The sequence below is a fragment of the Phycisphaerales bacterium genome, assembly GCA_016716475.1.
Classification (GTDB): Bacteria; Planctomycetota; Phycisphaerae; order UBA1845; family Fen-1342; genus JADJWG01.
Genome location: JADJWG010000002.1, coordinates 197,508 through 213,670, shown reverse-complemented (window position 1 = coordinate 213,670; position 16,163 = coordinate 197,508). Strand labels below are relative to the sequence as shown.

Sequence of the window (16,163 nt, the reverse complement as noted above, 5' to 3'; positions counted from 1 at the left end):
CGAGATACCGATGGACAAAGCGCTTCCCACGACCTCTCCCCCAATGGGGGGAAGGGCACTGAGATAGCCACTTGTATGCTGATAGGGCCTCATGCGAGCACCGAAATGCCGAAACCACTATGGGTCGTTAACGGGCACCGCAGGGACTACTACGAATAGTATAAAGCTAGCACAGAAACTCACTGCCTGCAAGACCCCCACCCCCTTACTCACAAAAAAGTCCGCAATTTCACTGCCAGAACTCCGTGGGATGCATCCCCCCGGCCCCACCTCCCCCCCTCGCAATCCTTACCATCCGACGATGTTGTAGCCACAGTCCACGTAGTGGACCTCCCCCGTCACACCGCTCGCGAGGTCGCTCAGCAGGTAAAGCCCACTATTGCCCACCTCTTCCGGCCGAATGTTCCGTGCCAGTGGGGCCTTCTCCGGGTAATGCGCCAACATCTTGTCGATTCCCCCGACGGCTGACGATGACAACGTCATGACCGGGCCTGCCGAGAGCGCATTCACCCGCACGCCCTTTTCACGCCCGAACTCACCCGCAAGGTACCGGACACTCGCCTCCAGCGTGGCTTTGCACACTCCCATCACGTTATACCCCGGCACGACCTTGACCGAGCCCAAGTAGGTCAGCGTCAGGATGCTCGCGCCAGGATTCAGCACCGGGAGGCGCCTGTCGTGCCACCGCCACCAGCGAGTACGCACTGATCTCCATCGCCTGGAGAAAATCCGCCTTCGAGGTCTTGTAGTAAGGATTCGTCAGTGCCTCGCGCGTTGCGTAGGCGACCGAGTGCACGACAAAATCCAGCGCACCGAGCTGCTCATGGGCGGCTGCAAAGGCCGTCCGGATCTGCTCTTCGTCAGATACGTCACACGGCACGATGCAGGTCGCGCCGATCGGCTCAGCCAGCATCCGTACGCGGCGCTCCATCTTCGGTGGCGGCAGGTGGGTGAAGGCCAGCTTGGCACCTTCGGCGTGGAGTCGCTCGGCGATGTGCCACGCCAGCGAACGGTCATTCGCCACCCCGATGATCATGCCCTGCTTGCCGTCCATCAATCCCATCGTCTGCCCTTCCGTTGAATTTTGCCTTGTGACCAGCCGGCCACCCGCCGTTAGCGGGCTGAACCGCGACAGTGTACGGCCACCCCCAGCCGACGCAAGCCAACCAGAAAACGGCTGCCATCCACCTATGATCCAGGCACTCCCCGCACGGCGCGGGGGCGGGCTCTTCCAGCGAGGTACCATGCTGACCCTGCATGTCCACGTCAGATGTGTTATGACCGCACTCCTCGGGTGCCTGTTCCTGGGGGGTTGCGCTACGACACCGCCGGCCCGGCAACCCGTGAACACGGTCGTTGCCACGGCCGATCCAGAACCCGCGCCGGAGTCCGAGATGCGTTCCCCGTTCATGTTCCGCGAGGCCGAACTACCCGCGGGCTTCCCGCCACCCGGTCCACTCGACGAAGTCGTCATCAAGGATTATCCCGCCTACCGCCTCGCACGGGTGCGCGCCACCGCTCTCGGCCGCAACGGCACCCAGAACGGCATGTTCCGACCGCTTTTCAACCACATCAAGCGGAATGACATTGCGATGACCGCCCCGGTCGAAATGGTCTATGCCGGTTCGACCAACCAGGCCGACTCCATGGCATTCCTGTACCGCTGGCCCACTCTTGGCCAGCCCGGCCCCGACATCGCTGACGCCCGCGTACAAGTGGAAGATCGGCCGCCTCTTACTGTGCTCTCCATTGCACAACGCGGTGGCTACAACGAGCGGAACTTCGAGCGCGGTCTGCGGCGGCTGCGCGCGTACGCGTCGGAGCATGCCGACCGGTTGCGCATCGTCGGCCCGCCGCGTTACATGGCATATAACAGTCCATTCGTACCGGGATTCCTCAAGCTGGGTGAGGTGCAATTGCCTGTGGAACGGGTAGTCGACGTCACCCGGCACTGACGCCCCCTTCCACTCCCCGGCGCAACACAGCCGGCGTCAGTCCGCAGCGTTGCGGGGCGACGCCGGTTGTGTCATCCAGGTGGCCCGCCGCTATTCCGAGTCCGTGCGATCTACCGAAATCCGCTCAATCGACAGGATCACCACTTCGTCGATCGGCACATCCGAAAAGCCATTCTGGGAGCCCGTCGCCACACCCGCAATGGAATCCACGACACCCAATCCGTCCACCACCCGGCCAAACACAGCGTATCCCTCGGCGCTGACGCCACCCGGATCAAGATCACTGAGTCCGTCCCCGCCGGCGGTGTTATTGCGCACGTTGACAAAGAATTGCGAGGTGGCCGAATTCGGGTCGTTGGTGCGCGCCATCGCAATCGTGCCGCGGACGTTTGAAAGCCCGTTACCCGCCTCGTTGACGATCGGATCGCGCGCCTGCTTCTGCTGCAAGCCGGAGGTGAATCCGCCGCCTTGGATCATGAAGCCCGAAATTACACGGTGGAAGAGCGTGTTCGTATAGAAACCCTCATCCACGTAACTCAGGAAGTTGTCCACGGTCACGGGGGCGCGCTCGTCGTCCAGTTCCAGGTCGAAGTTGCCTAGCGTGGTCCGCACTCGCACACGCACGCTCGCATTCTTCGGATCACGGACCGTCACCTGGCTGCGGTCCCGCGCCGTGCGCCCAGCCGTGTCCGTCACCGTGAGTTCGAAAAGAAGCAGGTTCGATTCTGTCGCGCTGTAACCCGGCGCCTTGAACTGCGCGACCACTTCATTCGCATTCGCGAGTTGTGCATCGCGGCCGGAAATCTGCCGCCAGCGAAACGTCAACCCCGAACCCGTGCTCGCATTTCCGTCCAGAGTGCCGCTCGCGCCCGCGAGCAGCCGCTGGTCTTCACCCGCATCCGCGCGCGGCGGCGCCCCACCGCCCGCCCCGCCCCCTGTGCCCGGTGGTGGACGTTGACCATATTCCGGGTCGGCCGCGATGGTGACCTGTACCTCGGCGCGCCCCACATCACCGGCGGCGTTCGAAACCGTCACTACGAAACGCAGCACCTGCTCCACCGGCAATGACGGGACCACGAAACTGGCACCGGCCGCATTGGCATTCTCGATCCGCACCCCGGCCCCGGCAATCTGAGCCCACCCGAACGTCAGTCCGTCCCCGTCCGCCGTCGCTTGCAATCCCACCGTTTCGCCGAAAGCCGCAGTTGCCGGCGCCGAGGCCGTCACAGCGATCGTCCCTCGATCCACCGGGAGCGGATCTGTGGGTTCCAGCGGTGGACAGCCCAGGGGGCTCACCGCGATGGTCAGCCCGAGCGAAACGCACAACGCAGCGGCTTTCAACACGACGGATCCTCCTCACATCTCCGGCCACCTCCTTGCGGCCGGAACGACCTGAACCATGGAGTATACCGCGCTCCGGGCTGGCCCGGGATAGGAAGCCCGCATAAAGATCGGCCCATTGGGTTGAGGAACCCAAGGCCGCGGGCGTTTCGGACGTGCGACCAAGCCCGTGCAATCCGATTGGAGCATAGCACCAACGGGTTGCAAGGATCGTCCAGATAGATCCTCATCCGATCTGCAAAATGCGGGCAACTACCCAAAGTACGGGCACACCGCGCTCACCCCGTAGCGTAAGAAATTGTCGCATGCAGCGCGCGTCAAACTCGTATGCCGGGGTACTCACGCGCTGGGCCGACGTCATGCGCCCTGTGCGTCGCGGTACTCCGCAAGCCAAGCCATCTGCACCGCTTCGAGCTTCGCTTCATTGCTGGCGGCCGGATCATCTCCAAACGCCTCCAACTCGGAGATCCACCGGTGCAGATCCGTGAAACGAACGGTGAGCGGGTCCACGTCCGGAAAACGCTCATGCAGAAGAATGCCCAAATCCTCGATATCCGCCCAGGAGAGCTTCGGAGGCATGTTGTCGCCCTTCGTATTCGGGTGGTCCGGGGCTGGTCGCGCCGATTCCGCCACGCGGACCGCGCCACCTGCGCTCCCCCTACTGGTAGGGCGCGGAGGCGGCCGTTTCAACCCACGGTGCATGGTTATCTTCCACCGCGGGACAATGATGAAAGCACCGGCTTGGCGCCCCCGCGCGACTCCCTATAATCTGCCCACTCGGGTCCGAGCGTCGCCCCGTGGCCCGGCCGCCCCCTAACAAAGCAGGAACCGTCCCGTGCCCCACTATATCACGCAGTCGTGCATCGGCACGAAAGATACCAGTTGTGTCGACGTCTGCCCGGTGGATTGCATCCATCCACGGAAGGACGAGCCGAGTTTCGACAAATTCGAGATGCTGTTCATTGACCCCGAGACATGCATCGATTGCGGTCTCTGTGTCGATGAGTGCCCGGTGAACGCGATTTACTCTGAAGACGACCTGCCCGAAGAGCTCGAAGCTTTCATTGCCAAGAACGCTGATTTCTACAAGCAGACGGGGGCGCAATAGCGCAAGCCACACGAATGCTCAGACATCGCCCTCAGGGCCGGCGCTGTGCACGCAGCGGTAGACGAGGATGTCGATAGGCACCATTGTTGTGGGTTCCACGCACGTCACCTTGGGCACTATGGGTTGAACCACTGCGTAGAAATGGCGATGAGCGCGCCTTACACCTTGGACGTGCCTTGATACTCTTGCCGGACCGTTGTCTGCCCGTCTAGCCCCCTGTCCCCGGGCTGAGTGCGAAATCCCGCCCGACGGCCGTCTGTAGCGCGGTGCTCCACTTCTGCCACTCGATCTTCATGTTTGCCGTATTCAGCCGCCGCATGTTCTCACTGACCTGCGGGGCAGGATTCGGCTTGAGTAGCTCGATCAGTAATTCTTCGCCGATCAGCACCAGCCGTTCGGCTGCATTGCGGAATTCGAGTTGATCGCGATTCGCAGCGGCCCCATCGCGCACATCGGCCAGCTTCGACTCGCCCCCGGTATAACGGTCGACCGCGTAACGTACCAGCGTGCCAGTCACGACAATGAGCCGATTGCGAGTTTCATCCTCGAAGTTGGCGAGAGTTTCGCGGGCGGCTCGCAGCCCAGCATCGTCGGCCCCCAACGCGGGAATTTCGGCCTGGCCATACTGCGCCGCGCGGGCTTCCAACAACGCCAGCACCGCGTTCGCAGCCGCGCGCGGATTCGCAACACCCGGAACACCCGCATAGTTCAATGCGCCATAAATCGAACGTAGCGTATCCCGGGATCGCTCCCGAGCGCCTGCCTGCTGCAAACCCGCGAGCACGGCCTGAAAGGTGTCCCCACCGGCCTCGGCAATCCGACTGCGTAACGTCCGTAGGCCCACCGCGCCGGCAGCGCGCACCCCGACACGTTCATCGCGCAGCGCTTCAAGGAAGACGGTGTGGGCCTCGACCACGTTGAATGTATTGAGAACGGCGAGCAGCCGCGTAGCAGGAACCAGTTCAGCTCGGCCGAAAGCCGTTCCGACCGCCTCGACTGCGAGCGTTGCGTAGGCCCGCTGGTAGTTTTCCGTTCCGGTGAAAGCGGTCCGCAGTTCGTCCGTGGCCGTTTGCGCTGCCCCGGGCTGGTTTGTGATGATCGCGGTGATCCGCTCCATCACAAAATTGCGGATCTGCGTGCGATCTTCGTCATTCAGGTCGGTCTTTGCACGCAAGGCGGCGAGCGGGCCTTCGGGTGTTTGGGCGGCCAGCGGCAGGACCGCGGCGAGCAGCAGCGTCGAAGCCACGCAGCGGCAGAAGTTCATCGGCACAATCTCCCACGAAATCAGGATTCTGATGGTTCAGCAGCGGCCATTCTACCGCTCACGGGCAGGCCTGCCATTCCCCCCGGGAGTTTTTGATTGACGCCCCGGGCGGAGGCGCAGTAGTTTCCAAGCGGGGACCGGATCCGGCCACCGATCCCCCCCGGGAGAGTATCTGGCATGGCGATGTCGTCCAACACACTGCCCGACGTGAGCACGGCTCAGCAGACCGGCCTGCTGCCGCCGTTCCGCGTGCTGTTGCACAACGACGACGTTAACTCCTTCGAGCACGTCATCCAGACCATCCTGCAGCTAACCCCCCTGAAATTCGAAGAAGCTGTCGAACGGACCCTCGAGGCACACGAAAGTGGCGTCAGTCTCCTGCTCGTCACTCACCGCGAACGGGCCGAACTCTACGTGGAGCAGTTCTCCTCCGCGCAGCTCACCGTTACTTGCGAGCCGGATGCGTAAGCACAGACCGCTCCGCGCGTTGGGCTACTCCTCGCCCACCACCACCACCACGGTAATCGCAAAGATATTCACTGGCTGAGTAAAGTCGCCGCCCTGGGTATACAGCAGCCGAACAGGCGTGGATCCCAGACCAATCGCCCGGAAGTACCAGTTCTCCTCCTGCAGGAGCTCGTCGTTTGAGCTGAGTCCCAGGCGCGCATCCTCACGCCCCTGGAATTCCAGCACATCCTGGTTCAACTCCGTCAACGTCCATGTGAGACCGGCAGCCGTGTTAGCCGATAAGCGTACCCGAATCCGTTGCCAGCGCTCGACCTCGATGGTACGACCCGTGTCGGCCGAAGTGAGACGGATGGTGGCCACCGGCACGCTGCGCGCGGGGCAGCCCCCGGGAAGCAGCGCCATGGCAAGCGCCCCCGCCATGGCCGGTATCATGAAGCGGAACATGCCATCCTCCTCGTATCACCGGGCCTATCGTCCGCCCCCCCCCGCGGGCTCGCCCAAGCCACCGCGATATTGAATGTATACCCGTCGGCATGCAACCCGGTTGCCGTCCGAGCGACGTGAAAGTAGCGAACAACATCAGACAAACCCGTGCTTTCGGCGGATCAGGGTGGACGGTACGCTGCCCCCCTCGAAGTGCCGGGGCGTGGAAAGTGAGGTCGTGCACTTGGCCGATGCAGTAGTGCTTGAAGGAGTGACGAAACGCTACGGCAGCTTTACCGCCGTGGATGCGTTTGATCTGCGCCTTCCCACGGGGGCGGTACTCGGCTTCCTCGGACCGAACGGGGCGGGCAAGACGACCACGATCCGCATGATCATGAGCATCATCTACCCCGACGAAGGCCGGGTGGAGGTGCTTGGGGAGCAGACCGCGGGCGCGGCGCGGGACCGGATCGGCTACCTGCCGGAAGAGCGCGGACTTTATCGCAAGATGACGGTCGACGAGACCCTGACCTATTTCGGACGGCTCAAGGGGTTGAGCGGGCAGGATCTACGGCGGCGCTGCGACGAACTGCTCACGCGGGTTGGATTGCTGGACTGGCGCCGGAAGCGTGTGGAAGCACTTTCAAAGGGGATGTCCCAGAAGCTCCAGTTCATCACGGCGATTTTGCAGGAACCGGACCTGGTGATCCTCGACGAGCCCTTCTCCGGCCTCGACCCCCTGAATGTCGATCTGCTCGAACGCCTGATCGCCGATCTCCGGCGCGCCGGCACGACGGTGGTGTTCTCCACACACCAGATCAACCAGGCCGAGCGGCTGTGCGACCGGATCGTGTTGATCCATCGCGGGCGCAAGCTGATCGAGGGCACCGTGAACGAAGTGCGCGCGCAGTTCTCCACGCGCATGCTCGTGATCGATGCGGACGGCGATCTGCAGCCCCTGACCACCGCGCCGGGCGTCGTGAGCGCACAGGTCACCAGCAACCACATCCGCGCGGAACTCGCGCCGGATGCGGACCCCGATGCGCTGCTGCAACTCGCGCTGCGGCAGGCCCGCATCCTGCGGTTCGAGGTGCAACGGCCGGACTTGCAGGAAATCTTCGTCCGGCTTGTGGGGGGCACGCACGAAGCCGGCGGCAACGGGTCCGATTGAGCAGAGTTTCAAGGAGCAGGCGGCATGGAAAAGGTCTGGATCGTGGCCCGGCGCGAGTTCCTCGCCACCGTGCGGACGCGCGCGTTCCTCCTGAGCGTCGTGCTCATGCCCGGGCTCATCATGGGCGCCGTGTACGGCACGCAGGTACTGGAGCGGGCCGGCGACCAGCAGCAGCGCGAAGTTCGCAAGCTGGCCCTGATCGACCGCAGCGGACGGCTGGAACCCCTGCTGACCGCCCAGATCGAGGCCCACAACCAGGAACGACCCCACCAGCCCTTCGAGCTCGAGCCGCTGGTCGCCGAGTCGGCGCAGCTCGACAAGCTCGCACAGGAAGTGCGCGCGGGGGAGCGCTATGCCTACATCGAAGTGCCGGCCGAAATCCTGAGTACTCCGGGTGCCAGCGTGATTGTCGCGCGGCGCGATAGCCAGCTGGAAGCCCAGCGCCGCCTGAGCGACATGCTCAACACTGCCGTATTCCTCGAGCGCTGTGTCGACCAAGGGCTCGATCCGAACGTGGTCGCCGGGCTGCGGCGCCCGGTGGGGATCGAATGGGCGGACGTGCAGACGGGCGCGGCCGTCGCCACCAATCCCTTCACGCAGTTCATGACCGCCTTCGCATTCATGTTTCTGCTCTTCATGGGTACATTCGCCATCAGCCAGGGCCTCTTGACCACGTTGATCGAAGAAAAGGGTTCGCGTGTGATCGAGGTACTGCTCTCGGCGGTCAGTCCGACACAATTACTCGCCGGTAAGATAGTCGGGACAGCTTGCGTCGGCGTCGTGCTGATGGCGGTGTGGGGCTCCGTGGGCGTGCTGGCAGCGCGGCGATTTGACGTGCTTGAGCTGGTGAACACCTACCGCCTTGTCATGGCACTGCTGTACTTCGTGCCCGGCTTCCTGCTGATTGCCGCACTGCTCGCCGCGATCGGCTCGGCCTGCAACGAACTGAAAGAAGCGCAGAGCATGGCGTTTCCGCTTTCGCTGGTCACCATGATTCCGGTAATCACGTGGTACTACATCGCGGAGCACCCGACCTCAACTTTCAGTCTCTTGCTGAGCTACCTTCCGCCCGTAACACCTTTCGTGATGATCCTGAGGATCTGTGGCGACCCAACCACGCCGTTGTGGCAGATCTTCACGACGCTCGCACTGCTGTGGGTGAGTGTCGTCGTCATGATGTGGGCCGCGGCACGCGTCTTCCGTGTCGGCGTTCTCATGTACGGCAAGCCGCCGACCCCCGGCGAGCTGCTGCATTGGGTGCGTTACCGTTGAATGGAGCGCGCCGCGTTCACTACAATACAGGCCCAAGCTGTTCCCCCGACGCACGCGCGGCAGCCATCCGCTACGGCCGGGGCATCAAGGAGCGTGCCGATGTCCCCGGATACCGTCAGTCGCAGGCAACTGCTCGAAACGGGCCTGCTCGGAGGCGCTCTCGCGCTGCTCTCTACGCCGTCTTTGTCGGCCCGCCCCACAGAGCCACCCGCGCCGCTGGCGCCCCTGCGCCGTCGGCCGAAGAACGTGATTTTCCTCGTGTCGGACGGCATGAGCATCGGCGTGCCGTCCCTGGCCGAGTTCTTCAGTCGGCGCGTTCGCACGGGCGGCACGATCTGGTACGAGTTGCTTGCCGATCCGACCGCCACCCATGGACACTTCGAGACCCATTCGCTCGACTCACTCGTGACCGATTCGGCCGCCGCATCGTCGGCGTGGGGCAGCGGCTCGCGCGTCGCGAACGGCGCCTTGAATACGTTGCCCGACGGCACGCGCCTCACACCGCTCGCGCCGTTGCTCCACGACGCGGGTCACCGTGTCGGCCTCGTCACCACCACGACGATGACGCATGCCACACCTGCGGGCTTTGCCGTGGCGGTACCCACGCGCTCCGATGAACCGGCCATTGCGGCTCAGTACCTCGACGTTGTCGATGTCCTGCTCGGTGGCGGACGCGAGCACTTCGATCCGGCCCGCCGCAAGGACCAGCGCGACCTGCTCGGCGAATACCACGCGGCCGGCTACACCTGCTGCCAGAGCCGCACGGAATTGCTGGCCGCCGGTGCGCCGCAGCGCCTCCTGGGATTGTTCGGCGAGGGCCACCTGCCCTACACCATCGACCACCGTAACGAGGCCGACCTGACCGAGCGGATTCCAACGCTGGCGGAGATGACCCGCATAGCCCTCACCAGTCTCGCCGCAACCGACCGCGGCTTCCTGCTACAAGTGGAGGGTGGCCGTGTCGATCACGCGGCCCATGCCAATGATGCCGCCGCGCTCTTCTGGGATCAGCTCGCGTTCGACGATGCCGTGCGCGTAGCAATCGATTTCGCGCATCAACGCGAGGACACCCTGGTCGTCGTCACAAGTGACCACGGCAACTCCAATCCGGGCCTCAACGGGATGGGCGACAGTACGGGCGCCTTCGCACGGCTGGCACAGGCGCGTGTTTCCTATGACCACCTCCGGGCCCTCGTCCGGCAGGCGGAACCCACGGACCGGGTCGACGCCGTGCACGAAGTGTTCAAGACGCAACTCGGCATCACGGTGGATGGGGACGAAGCCCGTGTCCTCGCGGACGCCTACGGCGGCCAACTCCCGCTCCTGCTCCATCGGCAGCATCGCAACCTGGTCGGGGTGCTCGGGCAGGTGCTGGGCAACTACACTGGCATCGGCTGGACCGGCACATCGCACACCGCCGACCTTGTCCTGCTGACGGCCACGGGACCCGGTGCGGAGCTGTTCACCGGCTTGCAGCGGAACACCGCGGCCTTCCGCCACCTGGCGACCCTCTTCGACCTCAAGCACGAGAACCCCACGATGTCACCCGCCGTAGCGGTGCGTCATGCAGCGCGACAAGCTGCCCCGGCCGTGGACGCGCACTGGGTGTAGTCCGAATCGTGCCGGCGGCGGCGTCAATCACCGGCGAAGATGTGCTCGGCTTCGGCCACGCGCGCCGGCAACTGCCCCGCGATTTCGCCCAGTGCGGCCGGTGTCAGCCCGACGAGCTGCAGCATCTCCGGTGCCGGACTCTGGGCCCGCGCCGTCAGCCAGAAGCCGAGCTTCGCGCGGCAGCAAAGCATATCGGCCATGTAGATGATGGCCGCCAGTCGCTGGTGTTCGGATTGCAGGTCGCCCGGCGTATGGTGGTAGCCGACGGCGTTGCGTAATGCCAGCGGGAACTTCCACTTCGTCGCGAGCGCCACGCCGAAGGCCTGATGGTCCGCCCCAAGGGTTAGCTGCTCGAGCCCGCAGAAATTCTGCGGCGTCGCGCTGCACTGCTCTGCAACAGTCCGGACCTCGGTCGCGAAGAGCTGCTGCGCGACGATCAATCCCATGTCGTGGACCAGCCCCGCAACAAATGCCTCGTCGGCCAACGGGTAACGTGTCGACCCCGCGATGAGCTTTGCCCCAACGGCCACGGCCACACTGTGGCGCCACAGGTCACGAGTGGTGAACTCCGCCGAAATGTTGCCGGGCTTGATCAGGCGCGAAACAGAGGCCGCCAGAGCCAGATTGCGAACCGCGCTGAGCCCCAGCATCAGGATAGCCCGCTCGAGATTACCGACCTGCGCCGGGAGCCCGTAGAAAGCCGAGTTGACGATCTTCAGCAACTTCGCGGCCAGGGCGGGATCGCCCTCGACCACCTGCTGGATCTCGCGCGCGGTGGAATTCGGATCATCAACGACCTGGACGATGCGGGCGGTCACCTCGGGCAACGACCCGATCTCGGTCACCTTCGCGAGCGCTTGCTGCACGCGCTGGGGAAGTTCGCCTGCGGCGGGGGACACGGCCGGTTCTGTCGTGCTGAAGAGCGCCATAGGCGATCCTACCTCGCGGCGACACGCGGGGGTGAGCCCGCAGGGCGCCGCACTTGCGGGCTAGTCGGTGAACACGCTTTCGGCTTCCTCAACCCGGTCGGGCAGTTCGTCCTGCAATGCTTCAATTTGTGCCGGTGTCACGCGGATTTCCGCCAGTTCGGCGGCAGCGATCGGATCAGTCCCCGCAACAATCCAGAAACCGAACTTCCCGAATCCGCACAGCCGGTCTGCGATGTGAATCGTTTGCGCGAGACGCAGGAACTCGGGCGGTGCTTCGTGCGGATCATGGTGGCAACCGATGGCCGCCTGCAGCACCGGTGGGAACTTCCACTTGCGCGCCAAGGCCGCACCAAATGCCTGGTGGTCGGCACCCACCAGTGCCGACTCCACGTCCCGGAAGTTGCGCGGCTCGTTGAAGCAGATCTCGGTCGCCTCCCGCATCTTCTGGGGGAACATCTGCTGCACGGCGACGAGCCCCAAGTCATGCACCAACCCTGCTACGAAGGCCTCATCCACTTGCGGTGCCTTGCCCGCGACGGCCAGCAGGCGTGCACAGACGGCCACGGCCACGCTGTGTCGCCATAAGTCGCGGGCCGCAAACTGCTCCGACACCATCTCTACGTTGAACATCCGCGACAACGACGCCGCCAGCGCGATGTTCTTCACCGCGCTCAGCCCCAGCATGAGGATCGCCCGGTCCAAGCTCGCAATCTGCGATGGCAGTCCGTAGAAGGCCGAGTTCACCACTTTCAGAATCTTTGCGGCCAGCGCCGGGTCGGTGCGTACGATCTCGTGCATGTCGTGTGCGGTCGCGCGCGGATCCTCGACCACTTCCACGATCTTGGTCGTGATTTCGGGCAGGGAGTTGATCTCCGTCACCCGTGCCATCGCTTCCTGCAGCTCCTTCGGAAGCACCTTGCCGATCTCGGCCACTGCGGTCGCCATCACTTTCCCTTTCTCGCCCAATGTGAGCTTCGCATGGTGGCCAAGTTACGGTCGCGGGCTGCCAATGCCCGCCGGTTGCCTAGGCCGTGCATGTGGGCCTGCTCCTCACGCGCGGGGCCGTCTCCGGAGTGGCGGCGCACCGCGCCCGCTGAGCAGAGCGCTCGTACGGGTCGCTGTCAGGATCATCGGCTGGCAACGCTTGCACCTTTCCTGCGGAAAAGTACTCGTTTCCAGCGCTCCCGGGGCTGCGTAAAGAAGTCCCCCGGGACTCCGTGGTGGTCGAGGAGGCACAATACCCCCAACGTGCGCGCACGGACGTGGCTTGTTCCCACGCGCCGCTCCGGCTACACTCCACCTAACTGGTTTCCAAATCGGAAGTTGCCGGTTCGGACGGGCGGCCACCGTTCGCAGCCGTTGCATGAGTGCGAGGGTCTATGCCGACGACCAGCACACGGATTCAGATCGATCGCGTACTGCCGGTAGCACGCGCTTTCCTTACTGTTGCGCTTGATGACGGCAAGCGTGATTTATGGGTTGTTGAGCACGCTGAACGCGTGATGCGTCTCACACGAATGATCGCGGGGCTCCCTGAAGTGGGTGGCCATGGTGCGAACCTCACCGCTTTGGCGGCCGCGGCCTTGTTCCACGATGCGGGCTGGCTGCTCGAGTACAACCAGCGGCGCTACCCACCCGCACAGCTCCTGAGTCGTCCCACGTCCGATATCCAGCGCGAGTTGGGGGCAGCAATCCTGCACGACGAAGTCGGCGACCTGTTGCCGGGTCCGACCGTGCAACTGGCGAGTGATGCAATTCGCCAGTGCAACCACCGCAACACGACCCTGCTTGAAGCTCAGATTCTGGCAGAAGCCGAAGCGCTGGATGAAATCGGCATGCTTTACGTGCTGAGGCAGTTCCGTCAATACCAGTCGGAGGGGCGCCCGATTCAGCAGCTTGTCGATAGCTGGTCCAGGCAGAAAGAATACCATTATTGGGATGTACGCTTGCAGGATGGTTTCCGCTGGAAGGCCACCCGCGGCCTGGCGGAAAGCCGCCTTGCAGACGTCGAGACTTTCATGGCCGCGCTCGCCCGCGACCTCTCCGGCGGCGACCTCACTACGCTGTGGCGCGTCCATAGCGGCGACGGGACACCCGCGGGCTAAGCGCCTCGAAGCGAGAGACCGATCATCGAAGCGGATATCGCGCGCATTCTGATCCATCGTGACGCCATTCGGGCGCGCATCCATGCACTCGGACTTGAGATCGCCGCCACGTATGAGGCCGAGGAGGACGATGCTGGCTTGACATTGCTGCCGATTCTCTCCGGCTCCATCATCTTCCTGGCGGATCTCATCCGCGAACTACCCCTGAAGATGAAGCTCGCCCTGGTGCAGATTTCAACTTACCCCGGCACCAGCACCACGCCCGGCACTCCGCGGACCGTCCTTGACCTCATCGGGGACGTGCAAGACCGCCACGTCCTGCTCGTAGATGACATTCTCGACAGTGGTCGTACACTGCGACGCGTCCAGTCCCTCGTGGCGGAGCGTCACCCCCGGAGTTTACGCTCGGCCGTCCTGCTCCGGAAACCCGCCCGCGCTCCCGCCGATGTTTTTGTTGACTTTGTCGGCTTCGACATCGACGATGCATTTGTGGTGGGGTACGGGCTCGACTTCAACGACCTGTACCGCAACTACCCGCACGTGGCGGTTCTGCGCCCGGAGTTGCTGCCATGAAGCTACCGCGGATCAAGAATGGGCTGCCCTTCGAGGCGCCGGACCACTTCCAGAATGCCGTTGCGGACCTTGCCCCGGCGGCCGAAGTGCGGGCCGCCAAGGTTGCCAAGCTCAACATGCTCGGCGGGGACGAGCTGATCCAACTCTCGCTCAAACCAGCTATCTGGTTCATCCCCCTCATGTCCCTGCGGGTTGTCGCCGTGGCACTGGGCATCGGGATCGTGTGGGCAGCCGGGATGTCCGCCGGGATGACGGCCGGAGCCGCCTGGCCGTTCCACCTCTTGCTGCTGCTGGTGGCCGGCCGCCTGGGCTTGGCCACGCTCCAGTGGGCCAGCCGGCTTTACGTGCTCACCAACCGGCGTGTGCTGCGGTTCAAAGGCGTCTTCAACGTGTGTGCGGACGAGTGCTGGCTCATGCGGATCAGCGCCGTCACGGTGAGCGCCGAGTGGTACGAGAAGCTCGTCGGCATTGGCACGGTGCGGGTGCATCCGTGTGAGGACGAGCGGCACCCACTCGCTTGGCGCGGCGTTGCGCATCCGGAGGAAATTCGTGACCTGTTGACTGCCGCCATTCGAAAAGCCCAGCGCGGCGGCAACGCGTAGCGCCACGCCCGCTCCCCTTAGCTGCGCATCAGCCCTTCGTACAGCCGGACAAGATCGGCCACCATGCGCCGCGCATCAAAACGCTCCAGGCACAGTGCCCGCCCCGCCACCCCCAGCCTCTGCCGCTGCCCGCCGTCCGCAGCCAGCTCGCACAGCGCCGCCGCAAACGCGTCCAGATCGTTCAGCGGGATCAGGCGGCCCGTCTGCCCATCCTGAACGACTTCCGGTGTCCCGTCGATGTCGAAGGCCACTGCCGGCACCTGCATAAGCAGCGCCTGCACCACGACGCGTGGCAAGCCCTCCCACTGCGAGGTGTGTGCGAGCAAATCAAAGCCCGCCACCTGATCCGAAACCTCCGTCGGGCACAGGAGACCGGTGAGAATGGTACGCTCGTTCAAGCCCAGGCGGCGCAGCTCCGCCTCGTACTCCGACCGCTGCGCGCCGTCCCCTACCCAGACGAACCGCAGGCGCGGCTCGCACGCGGCCGCCTGTGCCATGATGGACAGGAGCTGCTCGTAGCCCTTGCGGCGAAACAAGCGCGCCACGGTTCCGACCACGACGTGCTCGTCGGTAAGGCCCCAGCGCTGTCGCGCGGCCGCGCGTCGCACGGCTGACGGCGTAAAAGCCCCGACTTCCATGCCGGAGTAGATGGTGCGCAGGCGCCCCGGTTCACAGACCCGGGCGGCAACCATCTGTGTACTCAGCGCGTCCGCTACACTCACCAGCGCGTGAGTGCGGGCGGCTGCGCGTCTTTCGAGCCAGGCATACAGTGTGCGCACCGGCCGCGGCTGCGTGCGGTTGAAACTCATGCCGTGGATGGTATGGACGACGCGCGGGACACGCGCCCGGTCGGCGGCCCAGCGACCGAGGATGCCGGCCTTGCTGCTGTGGGTATGCACGATCTCGGGGCGCAGCCGCTGGAACTCCTGAATGAGATCCCGGTAGGCGCGAGTATCCAGCCAAGGATTCACCGCGCGCATGAGACTCGGCAACTCGACATACTCATAGCCGCCGGCACGCGCCCGCGGGACGAGACTGCCCTCTGCGCCTCGTGTGGGTCCCGCGATCAGCGTAACGCGGTAGCCCTGCGCCACCAGCCCCTCGCAGGTGAGCAGGGTGTTCTCCTGCGCGCCGCCGATGATGAGCCGGGTGATCACGTGGCAAATGTGCATGGCGGGATTATGCCGCGCCGGCCCCGCGGCGTCTTGCGCATGCCCGGCACAGGCCCCGGGAGAATCCGCCGATTTTCGGCGGCGCCGGTACGCGTACCGGCGCAGGGCGGGCGCGCGGTGGGCGGCCGCGCGTTTCACCTGCGCTGCCGCGCACCCATGCTGCGCAGCG

Annotated in this window: 16 protein-coding genes and 1 pseudogene; 9 read left to right on the top strand and 8 right to left on the bottom strand. The window is 64.5% G+C overall.

Annotation, left to right across the window (positions count from 1 at the left end):
• Positions 1-288: 288 nt before the first annotated feature.
• Positions 289-1,063 (bottom strand): annotated as a pseudogene (locus tag IPM18_08445) (enoyl-ACP reductase).
• A gap of 214 nt (positions 1,064-1,277) precedes the next feature.
• On the opposite strand from IPM18_08445, the gene IPM18_08440 reads away from it, so the two are divergent.
• The gene (locus IPM18_08440; protein MBK9119616.1) at positions 1,278-1,955 is read left to right on the top strand and encodes a heme-binding protein; all 678 of its coding nucleotides are present in this window, start codon (positions 1,278-1,280) and stop codon (positions 1,953-1,955) included.
• 90 nt (positions 1,956-2,045) lie between these two features.
• On the opposite strand, the gene IPM18_08435 is transcribed toward IPM18_08440, so the two are convergent.
• Positions 2,046-2,651 (bottom strand): peptidylprolyl isomerase, encoded by a 606-nt coding sequence (locus IPM18_08435; GenBank protein ID MBK9119615.1) that lies wholly within the window; start codon positions 2,649-2,651, stop codon positions 2,046-2,048.
• A gap of 1,002 nt (positions 2,652-3,653) precedes the next feature.
• Positions 3,654-3,875, bottom strand: coding sequence for a Fe-S cluster assembly protein IscX (gene iscX, locus IPM18_08430; protein ID MBK9119614.1), 222 nt, complete (start codon positions 3,873-3,875; stop codon positions 3,654-3,656).
• A gap of 256 nt (positions 3,876-4,131) precedes the next feature.
• On the opposite strand from iscX, the gene IPM18_08425 reads away from it, so the two are divergent.
• Positions 4,132-4,404: a ferredoxin family protein gene (locus tag IPM18_08425; GenBank protein ID MBK9119613.1), complete on the top strand. Its 273-nt coding sequence runs from the start codon at positions 4,132-4,134 to the stop codon at positions 4,402-4,404.
• 208 nt (positions 4,405-4,612) lie between these two features.
• Here the strand turns inward: IPM18_08425 and IPM18_08420 are convergent, their stop codons facing one another.
• Positions 4,613-5,668, bottom strand: a complete 1,056-nt coding sequence (locus IPM18_08420) for a hypothetical protein (protein ID MBK9119612.1) — start codon at positions 5,666-5,668, stop codon at positions 4,613-4,615.
• Positions 5,669-5,845: 177 nt separating this feature from the next.
• Between IPM18_08420 and IPM18_08415 the strand changes: the two genes are divergently transcribed.
• Positions 5,846-6,136 (top strand): ATP-dependent Clp protease adaptor ClpS, encoded by a 291-nt coding sequence (locus tag IPM18_08415; GenBank protein ID MBK9119611.1) that lies wholly within the window; start codon positions 5,846-5,848, stop codon positions 6,134-6,136.
• Positions 6,137-6,160: 24 nt separating this feature from the next.
• Here the strand turns inward: IPM18_08415 and IPM18_08410 are convergent, their stop codons facing one another.
• Positions 6,161-6,580: a hypothetical protein gene (locus tag IPM18_08410; GenBank protein MBK9119610.1), complete on the bottom strand. Its 420-nt coding sequence runs from the start codon at positions 6,578-6,580 to the stop codon at positions 6,161-6,163.
• A gap of 73 nt (positions 6,581-6,653) precedes the next feature.
• Here IPM18_08410 and IPM18_08405 point away from each other — a divergent pair, with 73 nt between their 5' ends.
• The 3 genes from IPM18_08405 (at position 6,654) to IPM18_08395 (ending at position 10,613) form a co-directional block, all read left to right on the top strand.
• Positions 6,654-7,730, top strand: coding sequence for an ATP-binding cassette domain-containing protein (locus IPM18_08405; protein MBK9119609.1), 1,077 nt, complete (start codon positions 6,654-6,656; stop codon positions 7,728-7,730).
• Positions 7,731-7,754: 24 nt separating this feature from the next.
• Positions 7,755-9,002 (top strand): ABC transporter permease, encoded by a 1,248-nt coding sequence (locus IPM18_08400; protein MBK9119608.1) that lies wholly within the window; start codon positions 7,755-7,757, stop codon positions 9,000-9,002.
• 99 nt (positions 9,003-9,101) lie between these two features.
• On the top strand, positions 9,102-10,613 hold the full coding sequence (locus tag IPM18_08395; GenBank protein ID MBK9119607.1) for an alkaline phosphatase: 1,512 nt from the start codon (positions 9,102-9,104) through the stop codon (positions 10,611-10,613).
• 23 nt (positions 10,614-10,636) lie between these two features.
• Here IPM18_08395 and IPM18_08390 read toward each other — a convergent pair whose 3' ends face one another.
• Positions 10,637-11,542, bottom strand: coding sequence for an HDOD domain-containing protein (locus IPM18_08390; protein ID MBK9119606.1), 906 nt, complete (start codon positions 11,540-11,542; stop codon positions 10,637-10,639).
• 60 nt (positions 11,543-11,602) lie between these two features.
• Positions 11,603-12,487 (bottom strand): HDOD domain-containing protein, encoded by an 885-nt coding sequence (locus IPM18_08385; protein ID MBK9119605.1) that lies wholly within the window; start codon positions 12,485-12,487, stop codon positions 11,603-11,605.
• A 434-nt stretch (positions 12,488-12,921) separates the two neighbouring features.
• On the opposite strand from IPM18_08385, the gene IPM18_08380 reads away from it, so the two are divergent.
• From IPM18_08380 to IPM18_08370, 3 genes are read left to right on the top strand one after another with little or no spacing between them, the layout of a single operon-like run.
• Positions 12,922-13,647 carry a hypothetical protein gene (locus IPM18_08380; GenBank protein ID MBK9119604.1) on the top strand — a complete coding sequence of 242 codons (726 nt, stop codon included), beginning with the start codon at positions 12,922-12,924 and terminating at the stop codon, positions 13,645-13,647.
• Between the two features lie 21 nt (positions 13,648-13,668).
• Complete coding sequence (gene hpt, locus IPM18_08375; protein MBK9119603.1) at positions 13,669-14,220, top strand: hypoxanthine phosphoribosyltransferase; 552 nt, start codon at positions 13,669-13,671, stop codon at positions 14,218-14,220.
• Positions 14,217-14,822, top strand: a complete 606-nt coding sequence (locus IPM18_08370) for a PH domain-containing protein (GenBank protein ID MBK9119602.1) — start codon at positions 14,217-14,219, stop codon at positions 14,820-14,822. Before hpt ends, IPM18_08370 begins: the two co-directional genes overlap by 4 nt.
• Before the next feature lie 17 nt (positions 14,823-14,839).
• On the opposite strand, the gene IPM18_08365 is transcribed toward IPM18_08370, so the two are convergent.
• Complete coding sequence (locus IPM18_08365) at positions 14,840-15,994, bottom strand: glycosyltransferase family 4 protein (GenBank protein MBK9119601.1); 1,155 nt, start codon at positions 15,992-15,994, stop codon at positions 14,840-14,842.
• Positions 15,995-16,163: the final 169 nt, after the last annotated feature.

Excerpts from the sequence above, each read along its gene's own strand:
- IPM18_08440 (MBK9119616.1), top strand. The coding sequence starts at position 1,278 with ATGACCGCACTCCTCGGGTGCCTGTTCCTGGGGGGTTGCGCTACGACA.
- iscX (MBK9119614.1), bottom strand. The coding sequence starts at position 3,875 with ATGCCTCCGAAGCTCTCCTGGGCGGATATCGAGGATTTGGGCATTCTT.
- IPM18_08420 (MBK9119612.1), bottom strand. The coding sequence starts at position 5,668 with ATGAACTTCTGCCGCTGCGTGGCTTCGACGCTGCTGCTCGCCGCGGTC.
- IPM18_08415 (MBK9119611.1), top strand. The coding sequence starts at position 5,846 with ATGGCGATGTCGTCCAACACACTGCCCGACGTGAGCACGGCTCAGCAG.
- IPM18_08410 (MBK9119610.1), bottom strand. The coding sequence starts at position 6,580 with ATGTTCCGCTTCATGATACCGGCCATGGCGGGGGCGCTTGCCATGGCG.
- IPM18_08405 (MBK9119609.1), top strand. The coding sequence starts at position 6,654 with ATGTATACCCGTCGGCATGCAACCCGGTTGCCGTCCGAGCGACGTGAA.
- IPM18_08400 (MBK9119608.1), top strand. The coding sequence starts at position 7,755 with ATGGAAAAGGTCTGGATCGTGGCCCGGCGCGAGTTCCTCGCCACCGTG.
- IPM18_08395 (MBK9119607.1), top strand. The coding sequence starts at position 9,102 with ATGTCCCCGGATACCGTCAGTCGCAGGCAACTGCTCGAAACGGGCCTG.
- IPM18_08390 (MBK9119606.1), bottom strand. The coding sequence starts at position 11,542 with ATGGCGCTCTTCAGCACGACAGAACCGGCCGTGTCCCCCGCCGCAGGC.
- IPM18_08385 (MBK9119605.1), bottom strand. The coding sequence starts at position 12,487 with ATGGCGACCGCAGTGGCCGAGATCGGCAAGGTGCTTCCGAAGGAGCTG.
- IPM18_08380 (MBK9119604.1), top strand. The coding sequence starts at position 12,922 with ATGCCGACGACCAGCACACGGATTCAGATCGATCGCGTACTGCCGGTA.
- IPM18_08370 (MBK9119602.1), top strand. The coding sequence starts at position 14,217 with ATGAAGCTACCGCGGATCAAGAATGGGCTGCCCTTCGAGGCGCCGGAC.
- IPM18_08365 (MBK9119601.1), bottom strand. The coding sequence starts at position 15,994 with ATGCACATTTGCCACGTGATCACCCGGCTCATCATCGGCGGCGCGCAG.